The organism is Vibrio sp. B7, from assembly GCF_963888765.1.
GTDB classification, from domain to species: Bacteria; Pseudomonadota; Gammaproteobacteria; order Enterobacterales; family Vibrionaceae; genus Vibrio; species Vibrio anguillarum.
The window spans coordinates 22,566-49,057 of sequence record NZ_CAWPKR010000036.1 but is presented as its reverse complement, the minus strand read 5'-3'; the positions used below and the strand labels follow the sequence as shown (position 1 = coordinate 49,057).

At 43.6% G+C, this 26,492-nt stretch carries 24 protein-coding genes; 11 read left to right on the top strand and 13 right to left on the bottom strand.

Features of this window, described 5'->3' with window-relative positions; all coding sequences use genetic code 11:
• Positions 1-67: 67 nt before the first annotated feature.
• The 5 genes from AACV32_RS12595 to AACV32_RS12575 all read right to left on the bottom strand — a co-directional run bounded on the left by AACV32_RS12595 (position 68) and on the right by AACV32_RS12575 (position 7,848).
• Entirely contained in the window at positions 68-1,750 is a 1,683-nt protein-coding gene (locus AACV32_RS12595; protein ID WP_170895203.1) for a pyridoxal phosphate-dependent decarboxylase family protein, read from the bottom strand.
• 53 nt (positions 1,751-1,803) lie between these two features.
• A complete protein-coding gene (locus AACV32_RS12590) occupies positions 1,804-3,714 on the bottom strand; it encodes a methyl-accepting chemotaxis protein (RefSeq protein WP_170895202.1) in 1,911 nt (636 codons plus the stop codon).
• A 269-nt stretch (positions 3,715-3,983) separates the two neighbouring features.
• Entirely contained in the window at positions 3,984-4,913 is a 930-nt protein-coding gene (speB, locus tag AACV32_RS12585) for an agmatinase (RefSeq protein ID WP_013867969.1), read from the bottom strand.
• Positions 4,914-6,824, bottom strand: a complete 1,911-nt coding sequence (gene speA, locus AACV32_RS12580) for an arginine decarboxylase (protein ID WP_026028213.1) — start codon at positions 6,822-6,824, stop codon at positions 4,914-4,916.
• 187 nt (positions 6,825-7,011) lie between these two features.
• Positions 7,012-7,848 carry a tetratricopeptide repeat protein gene (locus AACV32_RS12575; RefSeq protein WP_202599017.1) on the bottom strand — a complete coding sequence of 279 codons (837 nt, stop codon included), beginning with the start codon at positions 7,846-7,848 and terminating at the stop codon, positions 7,012-7,014.
• A 327-nt stretch (positions 7,849-8,175) separates the two neighbouring features.
• Here AACV32_RS12575 and proV point away from each other — a divergent pair, with 327 nt between their 5' ends.
• The 6 genes from proV (at position 8,176) to AACV32_RS12545 (ending at position 14,059) form a co-directional block, all read left to right on the top strand.
• Positions 8,176-9,363: a glycine betaine/L-proline ABC transporter ATP-binding protein ProV gene (proV, locus tag AACV32_RS12570; RefSeq protein ID WP_013867972.1), complete on the top strand. Its 1,188-nt coding sequence runs from the start codon at positions 8,176-8,178 to the stop codon at positions 9,361-9,363.
• A 2-nt stretch (positions 9,364-9,365) separates the two neighbouring features.
• Positions 9,366-10,472: a glycine betaine/L-proline ABC transporter permease ProW gene (proW, locus tag AACV32_RS12565; protein WP_170895201.1), complete on the top strand. Its 1,107-nt coding sequence runs from the start codon at positions 9,366-9,368 to the stop codon at positions 10,470-10,472.
• On the top strand, positions 10,469-11,476 hold the full coding sequence (gene proX / locus AACV32_RS12560) for a glycine betaine/L-proline ABC transporter substrate-binding protein ProX (protein WP_017043349.1): 1,008 nt from the start codon (positions 10,469-10,471) through the stop codon (positions 11,474-11,476). Before proW ends, proX begins: the two co-directional genes overlap by 4 nt.
• A 6-nt stretch (positions 11,477-11,482) precedes the next feature.
• Positions 11,483-12,013, top strand: coding sequence for a MarR family winged helix-turn-helix transcriptional regulator (locus AACV32_RS12555; protein WP_013867975.1), 531 nt, complete (start codon positions 11,483-11,485; stop codon positions 12,011-12,013).
• 136 nt (positions 12,014-12,149) lie between these two features.
• A complete protein-coding gene (locus tag AACV32_RS12550; protein WP_013867977.1) occupies positions 12,150-12,716 on the top strand; it encodes a mechanosensitive ion channel domain-containing protein in 567 nt (188 codons plus the stop codon).
• Positions 12,713-14,059 (top strand): magnesium transporter, encoded by a 1,347-nt coding sequence (locus AACV32_RS12545; RefSeq protein WP_170895200.1) that lies wholly within the window; start codon positions 12,713-12,715, stop codon positions 14,057-14,059. Before AACV32_RS12550 ends, AACV32_RS12545 begins: the two co-directional genes overlap by 4 nt.
• A 124-nt stretch (positions 14,060-14,183) precedes the next feature.
• On the opposite strand, the gene AACV32_RS12540 is transcribed toward AACV32_RS12545, so the two are convergent.
• From AACV32_RS12540 to AACV32_RS12515, 6 genes are all read right to left on the bottom strand, one after another.
• Positions 14,184-15,599 (bottom strand): aspartate kinase, encoded by a 1,416-nt coding sequence (locus tag AACV32_RS12540; RefSeq protein ID WP_170895199.1) that lies wholly within the window; start codon positions 15,597-15,599, stop codon positions 14,184-14,186.
• Between the two features lie 48 nt (positions 15,600-15,647).
• The gene (locus AACV32_RS12535) at positions 15,648-16,034 is read right to left on the bottom strand and encodes an ectoine synthase (RefSeq protein ID WP_013867980.1); all 387 of its coding nucleotides are present in this window, start codon (positions 16,032-16,034) and stop codon (positions 15,648-15,650) included.
• Between the two features lie 9 nt (positions 16,035-16,043).
• Entirely contained in the window at positions 16,044-17,309 is a 1,266-nt protein-coding gene (ectB, locus tag AACV32_RS12530; RefSeq protein ID WP_047689962.1) for a diaminobutyrate--2-oxoglutarate transaminase, read from the bottom strand.
• Between the two features lie 11 nt (positions 17,310-17,320).
• A complete protein-coding gene (ectA, locus tag AACV32_RS12525) occupies positions 17,321-17,887 on the bottom strand; it encodes a diaminobutyrate acetyltransferase (protein ID WP_017046068.1) in 567 nt (188 codons plus the stop codon).
• A 490-nt stretch (positions 17,888-18,377) separates the two neighbouring features.
• Positions 18,378-18,887, bottom strand: coding sequence for a hypothetical protein (locus tag AACV32_RS12520; protein WP_064626298.1), 510 nt, complete (start codon positions 18,885-18,887; stop codon positions 18,378-18,380).
• A gap of 40 nt (positions 18,888-18,927) precedes the next feature.
• Positions 18,928-19,440, bottom strand: coding sequence for a nicotinate-nicotinamide nucleotide adenylyltransferase (locus AACV32_RS12515; protein WP_026028214.1), 513 nt, complete (start codon positions 19,438-19,440; stop codon positions 18,928-18,930).
• 104 nt (positions 19,441-19,544) lie between these two features.
• Here AACV32_RS12515 and nadE point away from each other — a divergent pair, with 104 nt between their 5' ends.
• Positions 19,545-20,375, top strand: a complete 831-nt coding sequence (nadE, locus tag AACV32_RS12510) for an ammonia-dependent NAD(+) synthetase (RefSeq protein WP_170895198.1) — start codon at positions 19,545-19,547, stop codon at positions 20,373-20,375.
• Positions 20,376-20,468: 93 nt separating this feature from the next.
• Here the strand turns inward: nadE and AACV32_RS12505 are convergent, their stop codons facing one another.
• Positions 20,469-20,930 carry a TetR/AcrR family transcriptional regulator gene (locus AACV32_RS12505; protein ID WP_013867986.1) on the bottom strand — a complete coding sequence of 154 codons (462 nt, stop codon included), beginning with the start codon at positions 20,928-20,930 and terminating at the stop codon, positions 20,469-20,471.
• A gap of 510 nt (positions 20,931-21,440) precedes the next feature.
• Here AACV32_RS12505 and AACV32_RS12500 point away from each other — a divergent pair.
• Positions 21,441-21,743: a YfcZ/YiiS family protein gene (locus AACV32_RS12500; protein ID WP_010318562.1), complete on the top strand. Its 303-nt coding sequence runs from the start codon at positions 21,441-21,443 to the stop codon at positions 21,741-21,743.
• A 121-nt stretch (positions 21,744-21,864) separates the two neighbouring features.
• Positions 21,865-22,491: a hypothetical protein gene (locus AACV32_RS12495; RefSeq protein ID WP_170895197.1), complete on the top strand. Its 627-nt coding sequence runs from the start codon at positions 21,865-21,867 to the stop codon at positions 22,489-22,491.
• Between the two features lie 84 nt (positions 22,492-22,575).
• On the opposite strand, the gene AACV32_RS12490 is transcribed toward AACV32_RS12495, so the two are convergent.
• A complete protein-coding gene (locus tag AACV32_RS12490) occupies positions 22,576-23,682 on the bottom strand; it encodes a 1-acyl-sn-glycerol-3-phosphate acyltransferase (protein ID WP_026028217.1) in 1,107 nt (368 codons plus the stop codon).
• Positions 23,683-23,858: 176 nt separating this feature from the next.
• Between AACV32_RS12490 and AACV32_RS12485 the strand changes: the two genes are divergently transcribed.
• Positions 23,859-24,467: a hypothetical protein gene (locus AACV32_RS12485; RefSeq protein ID WP_170895196.1), complete on the top strand. Its 609-nt coding sequence runs from the start codon at positions 23,859-23,861 to the stop codon at positions 24,465-24,467.
• A 97-nt stretch (positions 24,468-24,564) separates the two neighbouring features.
• On the top strand, positions 24,565-26,433 hold the full coding sequence (locus AACV32_RS12480) for a methyl-accepting chemotaxis protein (protein WP_170895195.1): 1,869 nt from the start codon (positions 24,565-24,567) through the stop codon (positions 26,431-26,433).
• The last annotated feature ends 59 nt before the right edge of the window (positions 26,434-26,492 follow it).

The window sequence follows — 26,492 nt, the reverse complement described above, 5'->3', positions numbered from 1 at the left end:
GGTGAAAAATAACATTACATTGACGTGACTAGTCATTCATTTCAGTTCGCGCTCACCCTTTCCATGGCTAGCGCCGAACAATGTTTTGGCAAAACTGTTCGATATGTTTTCGGGTGGTATTGGGGTTCATTAAAACCGCTTTTTCTCCCGGAATATGTAAGCAATGTCCAGTGTCATCATAATGAGTGCGCGCAATCGAATCGACCCAATTGGTGTTGAGATGCTGGCCTTTATGAGATAAAAACTGATGACGATGGTAGAGCGTATTCTCTACTATCGAATCAACCATAGAACCCTGACGTGCGACGTTCATTTCTTGCTCAAACATCGATTCAGCACACGTCACTTTCTGTGGGTCATAGAGGCGAAAAGTAACACTTGGCCCTTGGTTTTCTACTGCTGCCACCTTGCAGTGTGGTAGAGCGGCTAATTGGCAGCGTAAATAATTAGCATTTTGCAATGTATGACCAATCACGGTTTGGTAGCCTTCTATACCTAAATGTTGCAATGCTGAATAGGCAGAAAAAACACCCACGGCACTGCGTGAACATTCAATGGTCGATTGCAAATGGCTCTCTTCTCTTTGAGCATGTTCAAAGTAGGAGTAATAACCGGGGTCTGTTTTTAATACAGCGAGATCGTGTTTGTTTTTGAGCATCACCAAGCTGGAAGTATAAGGGACATAACCCCATTTTTGAAAATCGACCGTAAATGAATCCGCTAATTGTAAACTTTTAATCCTCGGCAGTAAGGATTCAATACCCGTCAGTGTTGCCCGATTAAGCGATAAAGGGTTGCGTTCAAAATCATACTCTTGAAAAAACAACATACTCCACCCAACAGCAGCATCAACATGAATGTGTGGTTTTATCGAAATCGCATATTCTTGGCATCTTCTTTCTCTTATCGCATAAACCTGTTCAATATCATCAATCGCGAAGGTATCGGTACTGCCAAATGTCAGCATTATGCTAGGAACAGCAATGCCATTTTTAAAACAGAAAATCAATTGTTGGTCTAATTCAGCCAAATCCATTTCATTGTTATCTTTAACTTTGATCCGAATCGCTTTACCTTGAACATCAACCCCCAACAACGACAAATTTGTCATGTTTGAATAGTGACCTGCTTCTGAATTGAATATCCTGTAATCTTCTCCCGCCAAACCATTCAGAGCTGACTTTGGCAACGCTTTTCGAATACCTAATAGATAGCCGTACAAATTACAAAATGTACCTCCTTGTGTGAATACTCCAGTCGCTTGATCACTATCATAGCCAGCTAAATGCGCGATTTGCCGCACGACTAATTTTTCCAGTTCAATGGCATCTCCCGCATATTCGCTATAAACCAAGTTAGAGTTGGCAATAGTCGCAAGTAGCGCACCGTGAATGGCCGGGTCACAAGGTGTCGAAATCACATTTTCCACTGAGCGAGGGTCATCCCAGTTTTTTGAACGTTTGGCTGCATAAAGCGCTAAGTCGTTAAAAGGGTGAATGGCGTGGCTCGAGTGTTGAGGAATGGTGTTTGAATGCCGTAATTGTTGCTGCAATGCAGTATTTACCACGGTTGGCGCATCAATTTTTCGCTCTTCAAGCCAACGAGCGATCTCGTGAATACGATACAAAGGCCAACGATTGGGATCGCGAGCAAAAAAATGCGCTTTCACTGTCTGGAAAATTTGCTCAAACGCAGGGTTCAGTTGATTGGCGTGCTCATCTATCCACACGCTATAGTACGCTGTTTTCATGATGCTCTCTCCATGCTCAATCCCAAATAAAACGCCGCGTTAGCGGCGTTTTATTACTTTAATTTAAAGTTGGAAACCAAGCGGTCAAGCTCATGGTTTGAGTAAGAGAGTGACTCTGTAGCACTGACGGTTTGTCTGCCACTCACCACCAATGATTCAACGATGTCTCTTATCGCTAGCATATTGCGACTGAGCTCTTCTGCGACGGTACTTTGCTGTTCGGTCGCAGCTGCGATCTGCGTACTCAAATCATCAATTTCGGAAACGGAAGTACTCATGATGTTTAAACTACCAGAAACTTCGGACGTTTTATCTGCTGTGGTTTGACATTGGTTTTTAGTTTTGTCCATTGCGGCTACAACGCTATCCGTCCCTTCAAGTAGCTTGGCCAGCATATCTGATATTTCAGTAGTGCTGTTTTGCGTTCTCGCTGCTAAAGCACGAACTTCATCTGCAACCACCGCAAACCCACGGCCTTGCTCACCCGCACGCGCCGCTTCGATCGCCGCATTCAACGCAAGCAAGTTCGTTTGCTCTGAAATAGCGCCAATCACGGTCAATACTTCGCTGATCTTGATTGCATCTTTGTTCATATTGGCAATGCGCTCAGACATCTGTTCGACGTCACTCACCAATGAGCTGACCGTTTCAACCGCATTATTCACAATAATAATCGATTGTTTGGCCTCTTCGCTCGCCGAGTCAGTAATGTGATTCGATTGCGTAACGCTCTCTGCCACAGTACGTGCACTTTCACTCATTTCAGTAATGGCCGTCACCACTTGCTCTGTTTCAGATGAGTGCGAAAGCAGCATGCGCTCATTTTCCTTTGCCGTTTGACCTAACTGCTCAATATTAGAGGAGATGTTTTGACTGGCATCAGATATTTGCAACATCATTTTTTGTAGATTTTCTGAGAATAAATTGAAGCCTTGGCTTATCTGCGCTAAATCATCATCACCATTCACCTCCAAGCGGCGTGTCAAATCACCGGAGCCTTTCGAAAGATCAAGCACCGCTTTTTTCAGGCGTAGCAAAGGCTTGTAGATATAATTAAGAATGACGAAGATTGCCGCGACGCTGATAATGAGCAAAGTCACTCCAGTGTAAATAGCACTACTTTGCGCTTCATACACATTAGCTAACGCTGTACCTTTGTCGACGAACACCATCATGGTCCAGTACATGTTATCGGTTAGGTTAACGCGCTTGAAATAACCATCAAACTCAATACCTAAATAAGGAAATGACAAATGACCAGCATCTTGCTGGCTAAAAAGTTTCTCCATTTCGAGGAAATTAGGGCTGACTTGCGAGGGCGTTCGTCCAATATCACTAGGATCATCACTAGCAAAAAAGACAGCATTCTTGTCGGTTAGTGTCGCTGCACCGCCGGCAAAGCGCATATTACTGACTTGGACAATGACTTCATCCAGTTGGATATCTCCCAGCAAAACACCAATGAAACGGCTTTGTTGGTAGACAGGCATAACTACACTAATAACCTGTTTACCGGTGATTTTATCTTCATAAATTTCAGTTACCTGAGCAGTTCGAGAGGTTTTTGCTTGCTGATACCAATCCCTACTGGTGAAATTTTGTTGACCTGTAACAACTCCGTTGTCTTTGTCAAACGACATATAGGCACGGCCATCGTCATACGCCATAATGACATTTGAAATTTGCGCACTCTCAGCTAACAATCGAACTAAGTTGACATTCTCTTGATCAGAAAGAGCAGATCGGAAATGTTGTGAACCTTTAACTACGGCTTGATAACGTGTTTTCACCCAAGATTCGAGTTCAGAAACGTGATAGTTGAGCTTGTTTTGAGTTTCTGTGGTTAAAGAGGTAATCATCTTCTCTTTTAACGACAGCATGTTGATAGTGCCCAAAACGATTAAAGAAATCGCAACGAGCAGTGCTACGCTCACATATATTCTGCTTTTAAAACCTAAAGTCATAGATTCACCCTCACCGTATAACAGCTAGAAAGATTAAGGTGAAACTTGATCATATTATTAATATGAATGGTAGACCAATGAGACACCTAGCCAACCTAATAAAATTGGTACACGGCGAACACTTATGCAAGTTATGTCATTAATATTTAGTATTGAGTGCGCAAAATGAATTTTACATTGAAAGACAAGATGATGATTTTTAATGGAAATACGTTGAGATGATGGTTAAGAAAAACGCGCAGTGGTGATGCTGCGCGCTGACTTATTTTTTATGACGCCACGTTTGGCTTAGAAGCCCAAACGTAAAGCAGCTCTAGAGCAATTGTCGCACCAGCCAAAGCAGTTAGCTCACTTTGATCGTACGGAGGAGAAACTTCAACAACATCCATTCCCACCAAATTAATACCGGCCAATGCACGAATGATTTTCAGCACTTTATCGGAATTCAATCCACCACATACTGGCGTACCCGTTCCAGGAGCAAAAGCGGGATCTAAGCAGTCAATATCAAACGTTAGGTATACGGGTTTATCACCAATAGTTTGACGAATATTAGCGACGATCTCTTCCACTGACATATCATTCGCTTGCATCGCATTGATGACATTAAAACCGTGGCCTTCCTGTTTGTATTCGGTACGAATACCCACTTGCACAGAATGCTTGGCTGAGATTAACCCTTCCTTCGGCGCATGATAGAACATAGTGCCGTGATCATAAGCGCTGCCATTGGCATAGGTGTCTGTATGAGCATCAAAGTGAATCAATGCCATTTCGCCATAATATTTGGCATAAGCGCGCAATATAGGCAGCGTGATAAAGTGGTCACCACCTAAAGCAAGCATGGTTTTGCCACTTTTTAGAATTTCGCTAGTCGCCGCTTCTAAGCGATAAGTGAAATCTTCAGCGTCACCACAATCAAAAACCAAATCGCCCGCGTCGATCACTTTGGTATCTTGGAACAAGTTAAAGTTCCAAGGAAACTTTTTACCTTCCCATGCAAGGTTCACTGAAGCGCGACGAATCGCATCTGGACCCATTCTCGCCCCCGGGCGACCTGATGTAGCCATATCCAAAGGTACGCCCAGTACCACGACATCGGCATCTGCACTTACTGGGTCTTTAACATAAGGACGACGTACAAACGTCATCGCATTGGAATACAGGGAATAATCAGTTTTAGTAAACAAATCATTCATTTAGAAATCCTCTAGATAGGTATAACCGCTCAAGCCTTGCTCAAGCTCTTGCAATACATTTTCTTGTTCTTCAATCGCCACACGCTGGCTAACTAATTCGCGGTAGTTTTTACGGATGGCATCCACATCAATATGAACATAGCGCATCATATCTTCAACCGTGTCTCCTTCGTTGATCGATACGATTTCAGTTTCGCCATTCTCTGCCATGTTCACCACCACGCTGTGTGTGTCGCCAAATAGGTTATGCATATCACCTAAGATCTCTTGATAGGCCCCTACAAGGAAGAATCCCATCAAATACGGTTCATCGGCATTCCATGCTGGCACTGGCAGCGTTGTTTCAATACCTTGCCCCTCGACGTACTGCTCGATTGCACCATCAGAATCACAGGTGATATCCAGCATCACGGCGCGGCGATCTTCCACTTTTTCAAGGCCAGACAATGGCAACACAGGGAAAACTTGGTCGATTCCCCACGCATCTGGCAATGATTGAAACAGTGAAAAGTTAACAAAAAACTTATCCGCCAAACGCTCATTCAGTTCATCCAAAATAGGACGATGGAAGCGGTTTTTGGTGCTCATTTGCAGTGTCAGTTCGTGATAAATGCGCAGCGATAGCTGTTCAGCCCAAGCACGGTGCTGAAGGTTAATAACGCCAGTCGAAAACTGGTTGTGCGCTTCCGACAGATCGCTTTGCGTATCGTTGTAAATTTCAATCAGTGCACGCGCATCAGAGCCTTCACTTAAGCTTTGCCAGTTACGCCACATGTTTTGTAGCAATACCGGAGCTTCTTCACCGACTTCTGGAATCTCTTCTGGGTAATACGCTTCTGTACCAATAACATTAGTGATAAGTACGGCGTGGTGCGCGGTAATCGAGCGGCCTGATTCAGAAATAATGACTGGCCTTGGCTGACTATATAACTGGCACACATCGCTCACCGTACTTACGATATTGCGTGCATATTCAGCTAAACCATAGTTCATCGAGTTGGATGATTGACTGCGTGTACCGTCGTAGTCCACCGCCAAACCGCCACCCACATCGAAGAAGTCAATCTCCGCACCAATATCACGCAGCTCGCAGTAAAAACGCGCCGCTTCGTTCACGCCATTACGCACATCACGAATATTCGCCATTTGCGAACCTAAGTGGAAATGCACCAGTTGCAATGCTTCTAATTGCTGCTCTTTTTTAAGGCGTTCGATAACGGTCAACACTTGAGAGGCAGAGAGCCCAAACTTCGATTTTTCACCACCACTCGCCTGCCATTTCCCCGCGCCTTGAGAAGCTAAACGAATACGGAGCCCTAAACGTGGTTTCACGCCTAGGCTTTTCGCTTCTTTCAGCACGAGATCCAGCTCAGACAATTTTTCCAAAACGATGAATACTTTATGGCCAAGCTTTTCACCAATCAGGGCCAGACGAATGTACTCTCTGTCTTTGTAGCCGTTACATACAATCACTGAACTTGCTTGTTGGGCTAAAGCCAATACCGCCAATAATTCTGGCTTACTGCCCGCTTCCAATCCAAGCTGTTTAGTCTCTAGCTGCGCTTGGCTGGCTAAAATCTCATCTACCACTTCTTTTTGTTGGTTCACTTTGATTGGGTAGACCAACAGGTAGTTGTTTGGATATTGGTATTCTTCAATCGCCTGATTAAAGGCGTCACAAATGTTATGTACGCGTTGATGCAGGATCTGCGGAAAACGTACAAGCACAGGCAAATTTAAATCACGCGCTTCAAGCTGCTTTACGATCGAACTCAAGGGGGTTTGGTGCGCCTTATCATGGCGCGGCGAAACATAAACTTCGCCTTGATTGTCAATACCGAAGAAGCCTTGGCTCCAATAATGAACATTGTAGTCAGCGCGAACGCGATCTAATTTGGATGGTTGTTCCACATCTAATCTCACAAAAACAGAGAGTAAAAAGTGAATCAGAAAGTCTGATATCACGACTTGACGCCTGTAACGTCAGGCGCATTAACGGTTAAAAGCGTATGTGTGTCTAATGATAATAATTTGTCGTTAAGATTACGTTTGATTATCACCAGTTCGCTATAAAAAGTGGATGAAATTTAATACAAAATCAAATGTTGCTACTGATAAGCTCGTCAAACTTCTTATTGCCGTGTAGCCCTTCTAAATCAGCTTCTTCTGCAATTAAATCTCGCAATGAAGCGCTAATTTCCGTGGCTCTTTGTAAATCCTCAATCGCTTGTTCTTCGGCTCCGATACGCGCATACGCACATGCTCGTTGGTACAAGGCTGGCGCATTAGCATCATCTAACTCTAGCACGCGATTACATAGACTCAGTGCCCAGTAGTATTCTCGAATTTCCATCGCAGCATCTGCTTTGTATGTCAACGCTTCCAAATCTCCGGGACGGATTTTTAAAATTTCGTCATACACTTCAATACGCTGTTCTGGTGTTTGGACACTTTGCGCTCTCAACCATAAGTTATGGATTTCATTAATAATTTCAATTTCACGGTTGTTTTCGGTAATGATGCGTGTTTTGCGCTTGAGATCTCGCTCCAAGGCGAGGAATTTTTTCTCATATTCCTGCGCAATTTGATTTAGCCGTTTATCGGCCAGTTCACGCGTGTTGTGCTTCACTTCTTTAAGTGACTGCCAACCAATTAATGCAACTAATGAGGCAACACCAGCGATGACATAGAAAAAATAGGTCACCGTCACATTCGAGTAATTCAGTGACTTGTCTGCAACGGACAATTCTCTGTCGGTAATTTGAATCGTGAGTCGCCGTTCAAGATCTTGTTGATCTTGTCTTAACGCTTTCAGCTCATCCAATATGTAGCGCTCAACCAAAGGACGATCCAGTATTGGCGATTCAGAATAAGACTCTTCCTGTGCCAGTGTTGGGAAAGACGTTAGTACTATCAGGAACAAGAATAGCTGCAATAATTGCCGCACAATCGGTTGCTCATTTATTTTTCTCACTCTCTACCTCTTTCATCAGACACGTTGTCGATTTATTCGTCGCCATTTTCAGTTCTTCACACCAATAAAGCCAAGCCTCTCAGGCTTACCATTTTCACACAACAATTTCAGCTCAAACTATTTTTCATTTCTTACGTTTTATTTTATACATAAAAAATCAATAACTTAATGACAAAAAGACCAATAAATATTCAGTTAAAACTTGAAATCCGTCAAACTAATGTTTAGTGTACTATACATATTTACGGCTAAACATTAAATAGCCATGAAGAACAAAGGATGTAAATCATGTCACCCGTGTTAGAAGTTAAGAACCTCTACAAGGTATTTGGAGAGACTCCACAACAGGCTTTCCCGCTGTTAGAAAAAGGGTTGGATAAGGACCAAATTTTCGAGCAAACCGGGCTCACTGTTGGGGTCAAGGATGTGTCTCTTTCAATCAATGAAGGGGAGATTTTTGTCATTATGGGTTTGTCCGGTTCGGGCAAGTCCACTTTAGTTCGATTGTTGAACCGCCTGATTGAGCCAACCCAAGGAAGTGTTTTACTGAAGGGTAAGGATATTGCTCATATTTCAGAGCAAGAGCTGCGCGATGTAAGACGTAAAAATATCTCAATGGTATTTCAGAACTTCGCACTCATGCCACATATGACCGTTCTTGAAAACGCTGCCTTTGGATTAGAACTATCAGGAGTGGTGGCTCATGAACGTAATAAAAGTGCAAAAGAAGCGCTCGCTCGGGTTGGCTTAGACGCCTACTGTGAGTCATTCCCTGATGAGTTATCGGGTGGGATGAAACAACGCGTTGGTTTGGCTCGTGCACTCGCCAACGACCCTGACATTTTGTTAATGGACGAAGCATTTTCCGCACTCGACCCGTTAATCCGCACCGAAATGCAAGATGAACTAATCCGCCTGCAAAATGATGATAAGCGAACCATCGTTTTTATTTCTCATGACCTTGATGAAGCAATGAGAATTGGTGACCGTATCGCCATCATGCAAGATGGCATCGTCGTACAAACGGGCACGCCCGATGAAATATTGCATCATCCTGCTAACGATTACGTCAGTTCATTCTTTCGTGGCGTTAATGTTGCCAGTGTTTTTTCAGCTAAAGACATTGCCCGTAAAAAACCCGCGGCCGTTTTTAAAAAACACGACAATGATGGCCCGGCTGCAGCAATGCAGTTACTGATGGATCATGACCGAGACTACGGAATTGTAGTTGACCGTACGAATAAATACTCTGGCATTGTGTCGCTCGACTCTCTGAAACAAGCTCTCAAGCAACAAACATCACTTAGCGCGGCACTACTGCCTGACATTGTGACGGTTGATCCGGAGCTGTCTGTTAGTGAATTAATCAGCCAAGTTGCTGAAGTCCCCTACGCCGTTCCTGTTGTCGATCAGCAGGGAAATTATTACGGCGTGATCACCAAATCACGCTTATTGCAGACTTTGGATAGGGAATAATTATGACAACGGAAACCAACATTCAATCCACAGAGGCGCTTGACCCATGGGCGTCTGCCGCGCAAACGCCTGTCAGCAGCGATCCTTGGTCAGCGACTACTGCATCCCCAACTACAGCAGGTGATTGGTTAAATGGCGCAACCGACGCTCCCGCGCCTTTCGATTGGCTGCACCCATTTCAAGATGCAATTATCCCCTTTGATCACTGGGTTGAAACCGGGCTGGGTTGGTTAGTGGAACACGGTAGGCCATTATTTCAAGCTGTCAGAGTACCTGTTGATTTTATTTTAAGTTCATTTGAAACCACGTTAGTTTCAACGCCAGCGCCTGTGATGTTGTTGATTTTATTTTTGATCACATGGCAACTTGCTGGACCTAAAATGGGTATAGCTTCATTAGCCTCACTGATTACAATTGGATTAATCGGAGCGTGGTCACAAGCAATGGTCACCCTCGCCTTGGTCATGACCTCGGTATTCTTTTGCCTATTGATTGGCTTGCCACTTGGGATTTGGCTGGCCAGAAATCAAACGGCTGCAAAATTCATCCGCCCCGTTTTGGATGCGATGCAAACCACGCCCGCATTCGTGTATTTAGTCCCGATCGTGATGCTGTTCGGAATTGGCAACGTACCTGGCGTGGTGGTAACCATTATTTTCGCCCTGCCACCGATTGTTCGTTTAACCATCTTAGGTATTCAACAAGTTCCCGAAGAGCTTATCGAAGCAGGCCATGCATTCGGCGCAAGCCCAAAACAGATGCTCTACCGTATTCAGTTACCACTAGCCATGCCGACCATTATGGCTGGTGTCAACCAAACACTGATGCTATCGCTGTCGATGGTTGTAATTGCCTCCATGATTGCTGTCGGTGGCTTGGGGCAAATGGTTTTGCGTGGTATTGGCCGACTTGATATGGGACTCGCTGCCGTGGGGGGACTTGGCATTGTCATTCTCGCCATCTTACTTGATCGCCTAACTCAGCATATCGGTACAGAAAATCGCGATAAAAAAGTACGCTGGTATCAAACCGGCCCTATCTCACCCTTTTATTTACTGAAGCAAAAACTGACTCATCAGAGTGCCAACAATCTAGGAGAACAGAAATGAATTACGCATGGAAGACGTTAATCTCAACCAGTTTAATCGCATCGGCGGCATTACCCATCAGCGCTTGGGCTGATAAACTTCCTGGCAAAGGTATTAGTGTACAACCCGTACAATCGACAGTGGCTGAAGAAACATTTCAAACTCTCATCGTGAACAAAGCGATGGAAGCGCTGGGGTACGATGTCAAACCGACCAAAGAAGTCGACTACAACGTGGCTTATACTTCGATTGCCGAAGGCGATGCAACCTATCTCGCCGTTGGGTGGTTTCCTTTACACGCCGACAAATACTCGATGGCGGGCGGCGACGCTAAGTTCTATCGAAAAGGTCAATATATATCAGGAGCAGCGCAAGGCTACTTGATTGATAAAAAAACGGCAGATAAGTACGGTATTACTAATATTGCTCAGTTAAAAGACCCTAAAATCGCCAAGCTGTTTGATGCAAATGGCGATGGTAAAGCAGACTTAACTGGCTGCACACCCGGCTGGGGTTGTGAGATGGTGATTGAGGAGCACTTAACCGCCTACGGTTTACGACCGACCGTTACTCACAACCAAGGTAACTATGCCGCTATCATTGCCGATACGATTTCACGCTACAAAAAAGGCGACCCTATCCTTTATTACACTTGGACACCTTATTGGGTGAGTGGGGTTTTGGTCCCTGGTAAAGATGTCACTTGGCTTGAAGTCCCTTTCTCTGCCCTACCTGGTGAGCGCAAAAATATCGATACAACCCTACCCAACGGAAAGAACTTCGGCTTTGAGATGAACAGTATGCTGATTGTCGCCAATAAAAAATTCGCTCTAGAAAACCCAGCCGCAGCAAAACTTTTTGAAATCATGAAGTTGAATATTAATGATATCAGTGCGCAAAACATGATCATGAGTAAAGGTAAAAACTCTGCCAAAGATATTGAAGCTCATGCCAATGGTTGGATAAAAGCTCACCAATCTGAATTCGATTCGTGGATAAAAACCGCCAAAGAAGCCGCTAAGTAAGAGAGTATGGAGCCGCCCATATCAAAAGGGTGGCTCTGCTTATTTTCAAGGAGGAAAGTATTGGATATTCATGAAGAAGTACTGGTCGCTATACGCCAAATTATTCGTGCGACAGATCTCCATTCCAAAAAAATAAACAAAGATTTTGGCCTCACTAGCCCCCAACTATTGTTAATGCGTGCGATCCAAAACTCGGCCGATATGACCATAAAGCAACTCTCCGATCATACTAATATGAGCCAAGCTACAGCGACCAGCATTTTGGATCGCTTAGAAAAACGCGCACTGATCATTCGAGAGCGAGATCAACAAGATAAACGTAAAGTTCATGCGTTGTTAACCCCAACAGGAGATGAATTATTACTCAAAGCACCCACACTGCTAAAAGATAGCTTTATTGAACAATTTCAGGCGTTAAACGCATGGGAACAAACTCTCATTCTCTCCACTTTACAGCGGTTATCGATGATGATGAAAACACCAGAAATAGAAGCATCGACGCTATTGTCTAGTCTAGAACCCGATGACCCTCTCTAGTTTTTATTCGACCGACTAAAGCAAATTGGTTACTTTTTTCTCAACCCAATTCCAATTATCAACCTCAGCCAGATTAGAGGTTGTAATTGACTGAATTTCGGTTATTTTGAACCAAATCTCCTTTTTCTGATTCGTCATGGAATACTTAGACTTATTTCAAAAAAATTATCAATGGATCATCACGATCATGGCGTTGCTTATTTATCCTAAAACAGCCAGCTACACCGTGCGATGGTTTGAGAATATGGTCATAGGCAAAGTCGATATTCATCGGCTTAAACGAGCACGTTGGCTGGTGAAGACCTTACTCTTCTTGGTGTTAGTGTTGACTCTGCTAATGATGTGGGGCGTGGAACTGCGTGGGTTATTGGTTGTTGGCTCATCACTTTTTGCGTTGCTTGGCGTCGGTTTGTTTGCAGGTTGGTCTTTGCTGAGCAACGTCACCTCATTTCTGGTTTTATTTGTACAAAACCACTGTCGCATCGGTTTATGGGTACGAGTGGTGGATGGCGCAAATTTTGTTGAAGGTAAAATCGTCGACATGAATCTACTCAATGTCGTATTAGAGAATGTTGATGGCAATACAGTGCTCTATCCAAACAACCTCTTTATTGTTCGCCCTGTAATTGTATTAAACAAAACTCCAGAAAAAGCCGTGAAAAAAATCGAGAAGAAACAACTTCCTATCGGAGTAAAACGTTGAACGAATATCAAGACCTTTCACTGCATATTGAAACGATTTCAAAAGCCGATGAGCAGCAACAAATCGACTTACTCGGCGAGTACGTGGAAAGTGGGCTTGATGAAAGCTCGATCGCAATCATCTTAGAAGCTTTTCCTGTCGAGCAGCGGGTACGTCTGTGGCGTAGCCTACCCTTAGAGCTACACATTGATGTACTGACAGAGATGCGTGCTGAAGTACGTTTTTCTATCATCAACGCACTGTCAGAAATAGAACTAAAACTGACTCTCGCCAAACTCGATAACTTATCTCTGCTCGAATGGGCCGATTCTCTGCCTGATGAAATCATCAGTGAAGCGCTGCGCTTAATTAGTCGCGACGAGCTTGAATTATATGATCAAGCCAATGCCTATGAAGATACTGAAGTTGGCCACTGGGCAAACCGTAAAGTGTATACCTTGCCTTTCAGCATCAGTGTCGACAAAGCCAAGATACTATTGGAGAAATATCATTATGACTCTCCACAACATATCTATTTGATCAACAAAGCAAAAAAATTCCAAGGTATCGTGAGTTATACAGAAATTTTGCTTGCTGAAAGCAAAACTTTACTGAAAAACATCAAGCAAGATGATCTCTTTACGCTGAATGCTCACCAGTCACTTTATGAAGCAGTAGAAGCGTTAGAACATTCCCAATTGCCGACTGTCGCCATCATTGATAACCATGAAATCTTAGTGGGTGAAATTGACTGGCAATTTGCCCTGAGTACACAACGAGAGATTTACGAATCGCGCTTAATGGCCGGTACGGGTATGGATGAAGGAGATGACTTATTTGCACCCATCATTAAAAGTTCCAAAAAACGAGGCCTTTGGCTCGGGATCAACCTGCTGACCGCCATCCTCGCTTCGGTCACTATAGGGATGTTTGAAACGGTCATCTCGCAAGTTGTCGCGTTAGCGGTGTTGATGCCAATTGTTGCCTCGATGGGTGGTATTGCGGGAAGTCAAACCTTAACCTTGATGGTACGTGCCATGGCATTGAACCAAATTACACCGGGTAACCGTTTTGCGTTGCTCAAAAATGAAATTGGTATTGGTTCCATTAACGGTTTGTTATGGGCGTTGATCATTGGTGCTTTGGCAGGGCTCTGGTTCCAGTCAGCGATGATTGGCGCCACCATTTCACTGGCCATTGTTGTAAATATCATTACCGCCGCGCTGTTTGGGGTACTCATCCCGATCACGCTTGATAAGTTTAAGCTTGACCCAGCATTAGCGGGCTCTGTCATCTTAACCACAGTAACGGATGTTGTCGGCTTCTTTGCCTTCTTGGGCACAGCAAGTTTAGTGATGTTGTAGCTTTCCAAACCGCTTGAAACCTAAGCGAGCTAAACCACTTAAAAAACAGCCGCTCAGAAAATAAATCCCCAATCACGTAGATTACTATGTGATTGGGGGGGGAACGATGCTTCAATCTGAACCGCTAAGCCGCTTTTTTGGTAGATAGCAGTTTCGCAATCAACACATCATGTAAAACACAAATCGCGCGATTGTAATCGTTGTCTTCTACGACGAATTGTACATTGACATTACGCATCGATGAGTGAGCGGCAATAGGGCTAATTTTTGCGTTAACTAATGCTTGCATGCCTTGCGTTAATGCGTTGTTGGTGTTCATTGATGCACCGATTGCGGAAATGAGGGCGACCATTTTTCCTGATACGGATGCATTCGGGTAGCGCTTCTCTATTTTGTACAACACGTGGTTTAAGTTATCGCTGCTGCCACTGAGGTAATACGTCATCGAGTTTGCATTCATCTCTTTACCAACGAGATGTACCTTAGCTTCGGCGATCACTTCCATCAATTCATAACTGGCATTATCAATTTTCCCGACCATACTTTGGTCAAAAATATGCAAGGCAAACACTTTGTCCTTACCCGCAATAATCTCTACCTTATTGTTCTGAGGCTTATGAACATTGGAAATGAGAGTACCTTTATGCTCTGGTTCGAACGTATTTTTGATTCTGAGCTCAATCCCCTGCTGACGCAGCCCAGCTGCCGCATTCGGATGAATCGCTTCCATACCTAAATTAGCCAGTTGGTCTGCTACGTCAAAGTTCGTCAATCCCATCGGGCTAACCTTATCCGCACCTACAATTCTCGGGTCTGCGGAGCTTAAGTGATACTCTTTATGGATGATCGCTTGCGTTGCGTTGGTTAATGCGGCAATGCGGCTAAAGGTCATTTCACTATAGCCACGATCATAGGTTTTCATTAATCCTTCATTACAGTAGGCGTAGCCAGTCACGATTGGCAATTGCGTTGCTACATCAATGTCTTCGAAGGCAGCCAAAATCACCTCATCTAAGCTTCCTGCTTGCCCATTATTCCACCCAGAGAGATCAATGAAGCATGCATTAATCCCAAGAGTTTTTAGCTTCAAACTGGTGTTATAGGCACTATGAGCCTCGCCTATTGAAGATAAAAATTCTCGCACCTGAGGCAAATACTGACGCAATGAAAACTGCCCGTATTGACACGTTTCTAGAATATTATTAATGCAGTTGACCGCTTCTGAGATCCGCGAACGAATAAATTTATCCGCGCGAATACGACTCATAGGATCGGCGAACAAATGCTCATTAATCAGCAACATGCGCTGTTCAAGTTGGTACATAGCTTCTTGCCATTGCGTATCATGTTTCGCGATCATCTGGTAAATGCCGGGCTTGCCAGTGCGTTTGCATTCCAGTAGAGCATCGGTAATGGTTGCATACGCTGATACCACAAACACTCGATCATAAGGGTGATGAGGCCTTAGTAAAATATTGTCGAGCACAGCATCAAAAGCGCTCATTGATGTTCCACCGATTTTTTCTACGGTGTAAGACATGGGATCTCCTTTTCTTTTAAATTGAATGCAGTGAATCGTCGCGAGTGATTACTCAATGATTGGGTAAACACCTTTTTCATCATGCGTTTCAGTTCCTGTCAGTGGTGGGTTAAAAACACATGCCATAACCATATCTGCACCAGAATAAGCTCTTAAATAGTGTTCATCATGTTGATCAAGGATGTACAAAGTGCCGGGCTTTATCGGGTAAGTTTCCCCTCCTATCACTTCGATCTCCCCTTCACCTGACATGCAATACACGGATTCCAAATGGTTTTGATAGTGAATATGGGTCTCGCCGCCTTTAAAAATGGTCGTAACATGGAATGAAAAACCCATATTGTCATCTTTCAGCAGCATACGAACGCTTTCCCAAGTTTGAGCAACAACCCGGCGCTCACTTTGGCGACACTCTTCTAATGTTCTAACAATCATTTTTTATTCCTAAGATGCTTTTTTAATTAACTGAGAGGCTAGCTCTTCTACCGCTTGAGCAAAAATATCTAAACCTTGGTCGAGTTCGGTTTCCGTGATAGTGAGTGGACAGAAAAACTTAATCACTTCGTCATTTGGGCCTGCGGTTTCAATCACCATCCCTAGTTGAAAACAACGACGAGCAATTTTATGGGCGATCTCACCACTGCTACATTCAATGCCTTGCATTAGTCCACGTCCTTTGTGGCGGTTAAACAGTGTGGGGAAACGACGCAGTGTGGTTTGAATGACATGCGTCACTTGCTTGGCTCGATGTGCGATATGAGTGGTAAAATCATCATTTGACCAATAGGTTTCCAGCGCTTTTGTAGCAGTTACAAAGGCGTGATTATTACCGCGAAAGGTTCCGTTGTGCTCTCCCGGTTTCCACACATCTAACTCAGGTTTCAGCAGCACAATCGCCATAGGTAACCCATAACCACTGAGCGATTTCGATAGCGTCACTATATCCGGTTTTATTGCTGATGGCTCAAAACTGAAAAAGGTTCCCGTACGTCCACAACCAGCTTGAATATCGTCAACGATAAGCAAAATGTCGTTTTTCTTACAGAGACGACTTAAGCGTTGCAACCACTCGTTGGACGCGCAATTCAAGCCACCTTCGCCTTGGACAACCTCCAATAATACCGCAGCCGGTTTGTCTAAACCCGATGAGTTATCATTCAGCATATTTTCAAATAGCGACAGGCCATCAATATTGGCATAGCCATCATAAGGGAGCCGCGTCACGCCACCTAAGCTAAGCCCAGCGCCGCCTCGATGATGTTGATTTCCTGTTGCGGCAAGTGCGCCATAAGAGCAACCATGAAAGCCGTTAGTGAAAGCCACAATATTACTTCTGCCCGTGGCTTTTCTGGCCAGCTTCATTGCCGCCTCTACAGCATTAGTCCCAGTTGGACCAGTAAACTGCACTTTGTAGTCGAGGTTTCTTGGTTCAAGAATGAGACTTTCAAATACCGCGAGGAACTCAGCCTTAGCAGAGGAGTGCATATCCAAGCCGTGAGTAATGCCGTCTTTATCAATGTACTCCAATAGAGCCTGCTTAAAGAGGGCGTTATTGTGACCATAATTTAACGAACCAGCTCCAGCCAAAAAATCTAAGTAGCGATCACCAGAATCGGTAAATAGCCAGCTCCCTTTTGCCGTAGAGAAAACCACGGGAAAGTGATTGGCATAAGATTGCACGTTTGATTCTTTCTTTTTAAAAATGTCCATAACGATGATAGTTATCCTGTTAAGTTAGAACGAGGTTTGAGCGGAATACGGTATAAATACTCGGTATCATGTTCGCCTTCAAAGTGACGAGTTTGATCGAGAAAGGTCGATACCTCTCCTTGCTCGCCATGTGCTCGATCAAACTTCTTAAAGAGGCTCCATGAACCTTGATTGTTTTTCGTGATAGTCGTTTCCAATACACGAACATCAGCCATAACGTCACGAGCGAGCAATTCATGTAACAAATGTGAGGCAAGCCCTAGCCCACGAGCATTTGGATGCACGGCCACTTGCCAAATAAACAATTCATCAGAATTGTCAGGCTTTAAATAGGCCGAAATAAACCCCACGGTTTCGCCATTTCTTTCCGCTAAGATGCAAGTCTCTTGAAAGTGAATCGCTTGTAGGAAATTACAGTATGAGGAGTTTTCATCTAAGGGAGGACACAGCCCAATCAAATCATGTACACGCTGCCCGTCGGCTTGATTAGGGGTACGAAACGTCCATTGTTCTGTCTTTGTTTGCATAATTTCCGGGTATGCAACCCAAGGTGCTGCTGTAATCATTGTCTGCCACATGAATAGTTAGAGCTCTAATTAAAAACCTCTATATAAACTAACAGCACAAATGAAAAATTCAACCAAAAAATTCAAACAAATAGCAATCATAGGTATAGATTGCTGATTTAAAACGAATAAATAATTTTTAACATTTAACCAAAAAACCACCAATTAGTTAGATGTGTAATTAAATAAAAGTAAGATAGCAGAGCGAATGTGATTGAACCTAGCGGCATTAGCAATCTGAGTCGTTTTTGCAGTTTGCATTTTCAGTCTGCAAAAATTTTCTTGGGGAAGTTTGAAAAAACAAGGAAACAATAGCAACTAAGCGCTATAAAACTTGGCACGTATGCTGCAATAACTATATCGACCCTTCTTAAGCCGAGGGTCACCTAGCCAACTGACGTTGTTAGTGAATACTCTTTGTTCACAATTTACATAGGCCAATCGCGAATATTGCGGTTGGCTTTTTTGTTTTCTGAGGGAGTGTGTTTACTGAGGGAAAACGTTAGAAGGGAACTTCAATTTGCATCATGACAACGCTGTCGAAATCTTCATGCCAACGATAGTCAAAACGCATGCGCGGCTCACCCGCTTTTTTCTCGCCAAAACCGATACTTAGCTGTAAGCCGTGACTCATTAACCACTCTTCGGTTGACATATCACTTTGCTCGTCAAGCAATTCAGAGGGTATCCAGACTCCAAAGCCAATGTAGCTTGTGGCCAATTTCTGAGTAAACAGGGGATCAGAATCGGCTTTTAAAAACCAATCGGCCCAGTAAGAAGAGTCGGCTGGAGATTCTTCAAATAAACCTAAAGCCAGCAGTTGTTTCGATGCGTAGCCCATACTATCTAATATAGAAAAGCAGACGCCCGATGCTGGTAACATTGCAGGGCTACTATCTGCACCTAGTGTTAATTCTAACTCTGGCGTTAATAATGAACCGGAATAGAGATCGCAAGCTTCCGTCAGCGACGAAAACATGATTAACGCACAAACAGCCACATTTAACTTCATGAATACAAACAGCTCCGACCACGAAAAGGGCGTGGATTGTCTAGTAAAGTTTTCTTTGCTGCAAGATTTTCCTAACAGAGATAGTCGTTAAATCGGTAATGTCTAAATTTTCAGCTAACCGCTGACGAATATCAGTACTACGAATCGCGACTTTTTCAGGACAGGCCATGACTGACCAGCGTTGCAAGATATCTTGAGCTTTATAGAATTTCGCAAAATTGAACAGATTATCCGGGCCCATTACAAAAGTAATGTCAGCATCAGGTGATTGTTTTTGCAGTAATGACAAAACAGCATGAGTTGTGACGCTCTGCCCGGGCTGTTGCAGTTCCTCTTCGACTATTGAGCGGTGTATCTTATCTGACTGCAAATCACGAATAAAAGCATCAATAAGTTCACAACGGATCTCATAACTGAGCATCTGCTTACCCCAAGCGTGTGAAATGCTCGGTACCAACAGAATTAAATCGAAATGGCTTAGCGATTCAATCACACTTTTATGTCCTAAGCTCGGAGGGTTAAAAGCACTCCCAAAGACGGCAATTTTGGTCATAGCAATCCTATTCAAGTCTGAAAACCATTTTCTCGGTTTTCTAATCTGATGATTTCGGTATGATACACCAAAGATTTATATTGCTTGCAGGAAAAGGAACCCTAATGGAACAAATGATCCGTGATGAGATGCGTGTTCTCTCATCCATTGACCCTGTTTATGAAATTGAACGGCGCGTTGAGTTTATTAAACGCAAATTGGTAGAATCTGGTTGTAAGTCTTTAGTGCTTGGCATCAGTGGTGGCGTCGACTCAACAACGTGCGGCCGTCTAGCCCAGCTCGCCGTGACACAACTCAACCAAGAATACGCTGTTAACGACTATCAGTTTATCGCCGTTCGTTTACCCTATGGCGAACAAAAAGATGAGGATGAAGCGCAGCTTGCTCTCTCCTTCATTCAACCTACACACTCAATTTCGGTCAATATTAAAACGGGTGTAGATGGCCTGCACTCAGCCTCTCTTGATGCGCTACAAGGCACAAGCTTAACTCCAACTGACAGTACCAAAATTGATTTCGTGAAAGGAAATGTAAAGGCGCGCGCTCGCATGGTCGCGCAGTACGAAATTGCAGGTTTTGTTGGTGCGTTAGTACTCGGCACGGATCATTCCGCAGAAAACATCACCGGTTTTTATACTAAATTTGGTGATGGCGCGTGTGATTTAGCACCACTGTTTGGCTTGAGTAAACGTCAAGTGCGCGCGGTAGCGGCTCAATTAGGTGCACCACAACAATTGGTTCAAAAAACACCCACTGCGGATTTAGAAGAGCTCGTACCACAAAAAGCAGATGAAGATGCGTTAAACTTAAGTTATGACCAAATCGATGATTTTTTAGAAGGGAAGCCTGTTTCCCAGCACGTGATTGACCGTCTTGTTGCGATTTACACAGCAACTCAGCATAAACGTCAACCGATCCCAACGTTGTACGACTGATCGACACAATCTCTCTATAAAAAGCACTAAAGCCAACCTCTCAGTTGGCTTTAGTGTTAAAGTCGACAATACAAGCTTGCACAAAGTGCCAAATTATTGACTCATTTTAATCAGTGATTTACCAATCAGCCACTCAAGCTCCCTTGCGCTCTCTTTGCCAAACTGTACAGCCACCGTTTTGTATAACCGATCGACACCGTTTGCTGCAAATTCATCCGCATTTTCAGTCGTCACAACATGATGAAATAATAAACGCAAAATAGCCAAAAATTGTGCATTTTCCAGCGCATTTATCCAGCTATTTGAAAAGCTTGAAAGGTCATTTTCAAAATCTAAATGCTCAACAAACAGCTTAAAAATCCGCCCATCTAAAGCGGCCGTAAAATCGGTTTTCTTTGGAAAATGGTGGCTAATCCCCGTTCGTGAAACCCCTGTTTGCTGACTCAACGTGGTATACGACATTTTGTCGTAACCTAGTCTCAATAGCTGATCGACAACAGCATCCATTATTCTCTGAATGGTGATTTCAGTATCTTCTTTACTACGCTTTGGCATGGTCCAGACTCTTCTCTTTTTTATTAATCCATCTAACTCAATTGCGATTATAGTGCCGTTTCGCGAATCACCCCTCGTGGTATGGCATTTTCTGTCTAAAAAACCATCCCTTAAAACAGTAAATTCAAACCAGAATTATCTTGTTAAAAGCGTTATCTACTGGCTTGTTACTGTCACTCCTTTAGCTATCACTAATAAAACCTAAATTTCCAGTTTGTTAGTCATCACCACTAATGGATGAAGCGCAATTTATAATATTAATAATTGTTTCAACCGAATAATCGTACAATCATCAACAATTCGCAACGAACTGAACACTGTTCTGACAAATTTATGACACAAAAACTAGTGATTATTTGAGCAGTATCACACTCATTAATTCATAACGATGGTTAAAAACTTTCGAACAACCAAAATAAGACGCGATTTGCCCCAAACCTGATTGGCTTTTTGTGGCTGATAAACGATTTGCCCGTTAGAATGTCCATACATTTACTAAGAGGATTCACAATGAGTATCGAAAAAGACGTTGATATCCAAGTCTGCGAAGCATGTGGCTGCGCTGGCGAAATTGGCTTTATTATCAAAGAAGGTGATGAAGTTGCAGAAGTGATGGTCATGGCACCCAACAAAGCTCAGCTAGAAGCTGAATTTGAGAAGTACCTCGCTCTTGCCAAACAGGTTTCAGATAATGTTGAGTTTGAAGTTTCACCGTTAGATGATAACTCTACTGAATTGCATGCACGTTTCAAATTTGAAGTCAGTGCTGAAAAGCTTATTTTTGAACTGAAGTCGCGCTCTTTGGCTCGTTAATCTAATTGCTCTTAGCGGGCCTAATCATGGCTCGCTTTTTTATCGCCCAAGCACTTTGCTTTCTCATCCTAGGCAATGCATTATTGAAGCTTAACCGTAATCTGCCGATACTTTAGGTATCGTGTCTTCATCTGCAGGCTTTATGAATAAGTTTTCGCTTTTACTAACATTATGCAACCTTCTCTATGCCTCTTGTGCATGGTCACAGCCGCTCGATCAATATCAAATCCTTAACCACCTTGATAATTATGGCAATCTCTATTTGCGTAATAAACCCTACACAACACTACCCGAAAATCTCACGCTCAAAGGCAACCTAAATATTGCTAAGACATCGATAAAATCCCTGCCTAAGGGCTTGAATGTGCAGGGTAGTTTAGAAGCATCTAATAGCTTGCTAGAGAATATTCCCAAAGGCACCACTATTCGTGGTTATGCGAACTTACTGGGTAGTAAAATCAAATCGTGGCCAATGAGAATCAAGGTCGGTGGTTACCTGAATTTCACGGACACACCGCTTGAAACGCTACCTACGAATCTCTTAGTCAAGGGGGATTTGAGCGTAATTCGAACGCCATTAACCCAATTGCCCGAAGGTTTAGTCGTGGAAGGGAGTTTGTATATTGGCGGTTCCAAAATCACCGAATTTCCTGACACGATGACCGTCAATGGTAATATTTATTTGGGAGGTAATGTCATCAGTAAATGGCCAAGCAAACTAACCCTTGGCGGCGCGGTCGCAAGATAGGCTAGAAAAAGAGAAGAGAAGAGAAGAGAAGAGAAGAGAAGAGAAGAGAAGAAGCCGTGAGCCCCTCTCTTCATCGTTTAATGATTATTGCTGATTCTTTACTGGGTTGGCGTAGCTATCGAGTAAATAGCGCTGTGCCCCTTCAGGGATCTGAGTCAGCTTGCTTTCTAAGTGAGCGCGGATATCTGGCGTGATATCACTACTTTCTATCCCAGCCGCTAACTTATTTATCGGGAATAATTTGTAGTTTGCGTGAATTTGGCGATCGATCTCTTGCGCCAATGCTTCTGGCGTTTCAAATGCTTGAGTAATCACTTCACCAAAGCCAACATGCACTCGGCCTTTCTCACCGACAATGCCTTGGACAATGCTTTCAATATCTTCAAATTCCCCTTTTTCATAACGCCCATGTGTCGCTTTTTCATATAACTCACACGCTTTGGCCATATCGCACGGATCATTTTCATATGAAATCGCGACCGGGACAATTTTGAGCGATTGAATATACTGAGCAAACTCTATTTTCTGCTTGCGCCCTTCCACATGGAACATTTTCAAAATGGCCGGATCGGTAAAATCGTTACCATCTTTTGCTCGTCCCTCTTTTTGCGCTATCCAGATAGAATTTCCAGTTTCAAGTGAGTGTTTAATGTAAGCAGATAAGGTACTGAGCGCTTTCATCATCTCGCGCGGGCCTTTAGCCGAGCGTTTCACAATAAAGCTCTTATTAAGACGCATCAGCTCTGTAGCACAAGGCTTTTTCAATAAGTTATCACCAATCGCAATACGCACAGTTTTATGCCCAGACATATACAGACCATAATTGACCAATGCTGGGTCCATCGCGATATCACGGTGGTTCGAGATAAATAAATAAGCCGTCTGTTTATCCAATTTATCGAGACCACTGAAGGTGACACCTTGTGTCGTTGATTCTAGTGTTTTCGTGAGGTATTTCTTCACTTCAAGTTGGATTGCTTCCACGGACGTGAGTTTGGCCCATTTAAACTTTAAGTATGCTTTTACAAAAGGGCTCAGTATCGATTTTAGCCAAGCAGATCGTTTGTCAAAACGATGTTGCAAAATAGCTGAGATAAATTCTTCATCATTGATTAAGCGGTCAATAGCCGCTGGAATCTCATCGTCGTTGTAAGGACGGATATCTACATAAGGATCAGTTGTGGTGGTCATATATTCATACATCAAATAAAAATCTGGCTCATTCTACGCATAGTTGACGTAGCTCGCAGCTACAGTCGTAACAGATTCACTAAGGTCAGACCAGAATAAGGTGATTTTAGTTCGCATATTTGGCATTTTCTGTGAGACAAGGTACTCTTAGCGCCCCAAAATCAGTGAGAAGTACCATGAACTACGCGATTCAATTTGAAGCCTTACTGTCTGCTAACTTAGTTATCACCCCTCGCAAGAAAGTCATCAAACACAGTTTAATTCGAGTAATGAGCGGATTAGTACTGTGTAAACTTGGCAAACATGAATATTCAGTTGAAGCAAAGCAGAGTTTTTGGATCCCTTTTGACTGTTTATGCTCGCTGACTATTTTTCCTAATACGCAGTGGCAGCGTGTCGATTTTTCAGTACGTTTAACCGCCGATTTTTCCCATCAAGCGGGTTACGTCACCTTATCTGAACTGAGCCAAGCCGCTTGTGATCACCTGAGTCAATGTCAACCTAACGATGAAATCTATTCGCACCTTCTTCATGTACTAAAAAGTGAAGCCACGCATTTTAAACCCAAATTATCGTTAAACAACTTCAGCGAAAAGCTATCAGCGTGGCAACCACATCAAGTAAGTGAGCTACCAATTGAATGTCAAATAGCACTACGTGTTCGTGAGGCACAAAAGCGCAAACTATCTGGCATCAAGCTGAACCAAATCGTCGATGAGCTTTTCCAAGGAAATGAACAAGAGTGCCAACAACTTGCGCTTTTAGTTCTCGGGCGAAATTTGTAATTTTTCGCTTAAAAATGGATTGTTTACTGGCTGAATGATCAATCCCTAACTATACATTTATTAATAATATTAATATTTATTGATGGAAGGGATTGCCATGAAATTCAGCCATAAGATCGTCGCGGCGTCATCTTTGCTGCTGTTGGTCACCGTTACTCTGCTGACGATACAACAATACTTCACCGTCCAAAAAGAAGTGAAGTCACAAGTTGAAGCGAGTGTAACTGAAATAGTGGATGGGGTTAGCAATACAGCTGGTGCAGAGATCAATAGCCGCAAGGCCATTGCCGCTTACGCCACTAGCATGTTGGAAGTCGACATTAACCGAGAAAGTATGTCTAAGGTCATCACAAGGCCGATTGTCAAACAAACTTTTTTACTGGCTGGGGTCGGTTTTGAGAGTGATGGCTCTTACATCAGTAATGATCCTACTTGGAACCCAGGCGTATCATGGAATCCACGCGTGCGCCCTTGGTATATTGATGCAAAAAACGCCGACAAACTGATTATTACTGCGCCTTACGCCGACTCTGCCACTAATGAAATATTGGTGTCTATTGCTACCCCAGTTAAAGATAACGGCAAATTTATCGGTGCCATCTTCTACGATGTTAGCCTTGCTGGGTTAGCAGAATTGGTCAACACCGTAAAATTATTTGATGCAGGCTATGTGTTTATTGTTTCATCCGACGGCACAACCATAGCCCACCCCCGAGCAGAGATGAACGGCAAGCCAATGAAAGAATACTTAGGCAATGCCGTTATCGCCGAAGAGCCTAAACAAGTGCTGATTGATGGCAAACACTACACACTCGATTTTTCAAAAGTCCCTGGAGAGGACTGGTATGTCGGTGTCGTTTTGGATGAAGAGATCGCCTATGCGTCTTTAGCAACACTGCGCAACAGTTCGATCATCTATACGTTAATCGCTTTAGTCTTCAGTATTGCGATACTGCTTGTGCTTATCCGTCTGTTGATGAAACCGCTTGATGCACTCAATAATGCAATACAGAACGTTGCCTCTGGTAGTGGTGACTTAACCCAACGCTTAGCCACCGACACGGATAAAGAATTCTCGGTATTAGCGGTCGGTTTCAATACCTTTACTGAAGCCTTACAACAACAAATTACCCAGTCTAAAGCCATCGGTTCAGAAATTTTACGCGGTTCGGAAATGACCTCGATGGGGTTGCAAGAATCGGCCGAAGCGATGCGTGATCAACTGCATGAACTTGAGCAATTAGCCACAGCCATGCATGAGATGGCCACCACTTCTGGCGATGTCGCCAACAACGCGCAAGGCGCGGCGTCGGCGGCAAAAGATGCTGATGATGCGACAGAATTTGGTACCAATGTTGTGACCCAAACCACTCAAGCGATTGATAATCTTTCGACGCGTATTGATGAAGCAGTAACAGAGGTAAGTGCACTAGAAAATGCAACGGCAAACATCGAAACCATTTTGAAAGTGATCAACGACATTGCCGACCAAACCAACTTGCTGGCACTAAACGCAGCGATAGAGGCGGCTCGGGCTGGAGAGTCAGGCCGAGGCTTTGCGGTCGTTGCAGACGAAGTGCGTACGCTGGCGCAAAGAACGCAGCAATCCACGACGGAGATCCGTAATATGATTGAGAAGTTGCAGTCGAGCGCTACTTCTGTTGCCAATGCGATGAATCAGAGTAAAACAACGGCAGCTGAGGCGGTCAATCGTGCCGAAGAAGCAAATAATGCTCTGCTAAAAATCCGCGATGCTATTCAGCAAATTAGTGATATGAATATCCAAATAGCTTCGGCAGCCGAAGAACAAAGCTTGGTAGCAGAAGAGATCAACAACAACACGGTTAAGATCAAAGATCTTTCCGTTCAAGTTGCAGACGCAGCTGACAATGCCAACATAGCCATGCAAGCTCAAACCGAAAATATCAGAGAGCAAGATGCTATATTGAATAAATTTATCGTTTAATCCTCTACCGCAGCAACTGGGTAGACCAGTAAAGGCGCTGATTACGCGCCTTTACTTTT

What these genes read in the sequence shown, in the direction of transcription:
- AACV32_RS12595 (WP_170895203.1), bottom strand. Translation starts at nt 1,750, where the DNA reads ATGAAAACAGCGTACTATAGCGTGTGGATAGATGAGCACGCCAATCAA.
- AACV32_RS12590 (WP_170895202.1), bottom strand. Translation starts at nt 3,714, where the DNA reads ATGACTTTAGGTTTTAAAAGCAGAATATATGTGAGCGTAGCACTGCTC.
- speB (WP_013867969.1), bottom strand. Translation starts at nt 4,913, where the DNA reads ATGAATGATTTGTTTACTAAAACTGATTATTCCCTGTATTCCAATGCG.
- proV (WP_013867972.1), top strand. Translation starts at nt 8,176, where the DNA reads ATGTCACCCGTGTTAGAAGTTAAGAACCTCTACAAGGTATTTGGAGAG.
- proW (WP_170895201.1), top strand. Translation starts at nt 9,366, where the DNA reads ATGACAACGGAAACCAACATTCAATCCACAGAGGCGCTTGACCCATGG.
- proX (WP_017043349.1), top strand. Translation starts at nt 10,469, where the DNA reads ATGAATTACGCATGGAAGACGTTAATCTCAACCAGTTTAATCGCATCG.
- AACV32_RS12555 (WP_013867975.1), top strand. Translation starts at nt 11,483, where the DNA reads ATGGAGCCGCCCATATCAAAAGGGTGGCTCTGCTTATTTTCAAGGAGG.
- AACV32_RS12550 (WP_013867977.1), top strand. Translation starts at nt 12,150, where the DNA reads ATGGAATACTTAGACTTATTTCAAAAAAATTATCAATGGATCATCACG.
- AACV32_RS12540 (WP_170895199.1), bottom strand. Translation starts at nt 15,599, where the DNA reads ATGTCTTACACCGTAGAAAAAATCGGTGGAACATCAATGAGCGCTTTT.
- AACV32_RS12535 (WP_013867980.1), bottom strand. Translation starts at nt 16,034, where the DNA reads ATGATTGTTAGAACATTAGAAGAGTGTCGCCAAAGTGAGCGCCGGGTT.
- ectB (WP_047689962.1), bottom strand. Translation starts at nt 17,309, where the DNA reads ATGGACATTTTTAAAAAGAAAGAATCAAACGTGCAATCTTATGCCAAT.
- ectA (WP_017046068.1), bottom strand. Translation starts at nt 17,887, where the DNA reads ATGTGGCAGACAATGATTACAGCAGCACCTTGGGTTGCATACCCGGAA.
- AACV32_RS12520 (WP_064626298.1), bottom strand. Translation starts at nt 18,887, where the DNA reads ATGAAGTTAAATGTGGCTGTTTGTGCGTTAATCATGTTTTCGTCGCTG.
- AACV32_RS12515 (WP_026028214.1), bottom strand. Translation starts at nt 19,440, where the DNA reads ATGACCAAAATTGCCGTCTTTGGGAGTGCTTTTAACCCTCCGAGCTTA.
- nadE (WP_170895198.1), top strand. Translation starts at nt 19,545, where the DNA reads ATGGAACAAATGATCCGTGATGAGATGCGTGTTCTCTCATCCATTGAC.
- AACV32_RS12505 (WP_013867986.1), bottom strand. Translation starts at nt 20,930, where the DNA reads ATGCCAAAGCGTAGTAAAGAAGATACTGAAATCACCATTCAGAGAATA.
- AACV32_RS12500 (WP_010318562.1), top strand. Translation starts at nt 21,441, where the DNA reads ATGAGTATCGAAAAAGACGTTGATATCCAAGTCTGCGAAGCATGTGGC.
- AACV32_RS12490 (WP_026028217.1), bottom strand. Translation starts at nt 23,682, where the DNA reads ATGACCACCACAACTGATCCTTATGTAGATATCCGTCCTTACAACGAC.
- AACV32_RS12485 (WP_170895196.1), top strand. Translation starts at nt 23,859, where the DNA reads ATGAACTACGCGATTCAATTTGAAGCCTTACTGTCTGCTAACTTAGTT.
- AACV32_RS12480 (WP_170895195.1), top strand. Translation starts at nt 24,565, where the DNA reads ATGAAATTCAGCCATAAGATCGTCGCGGCGTCATCTTTGCTGCTGTTG.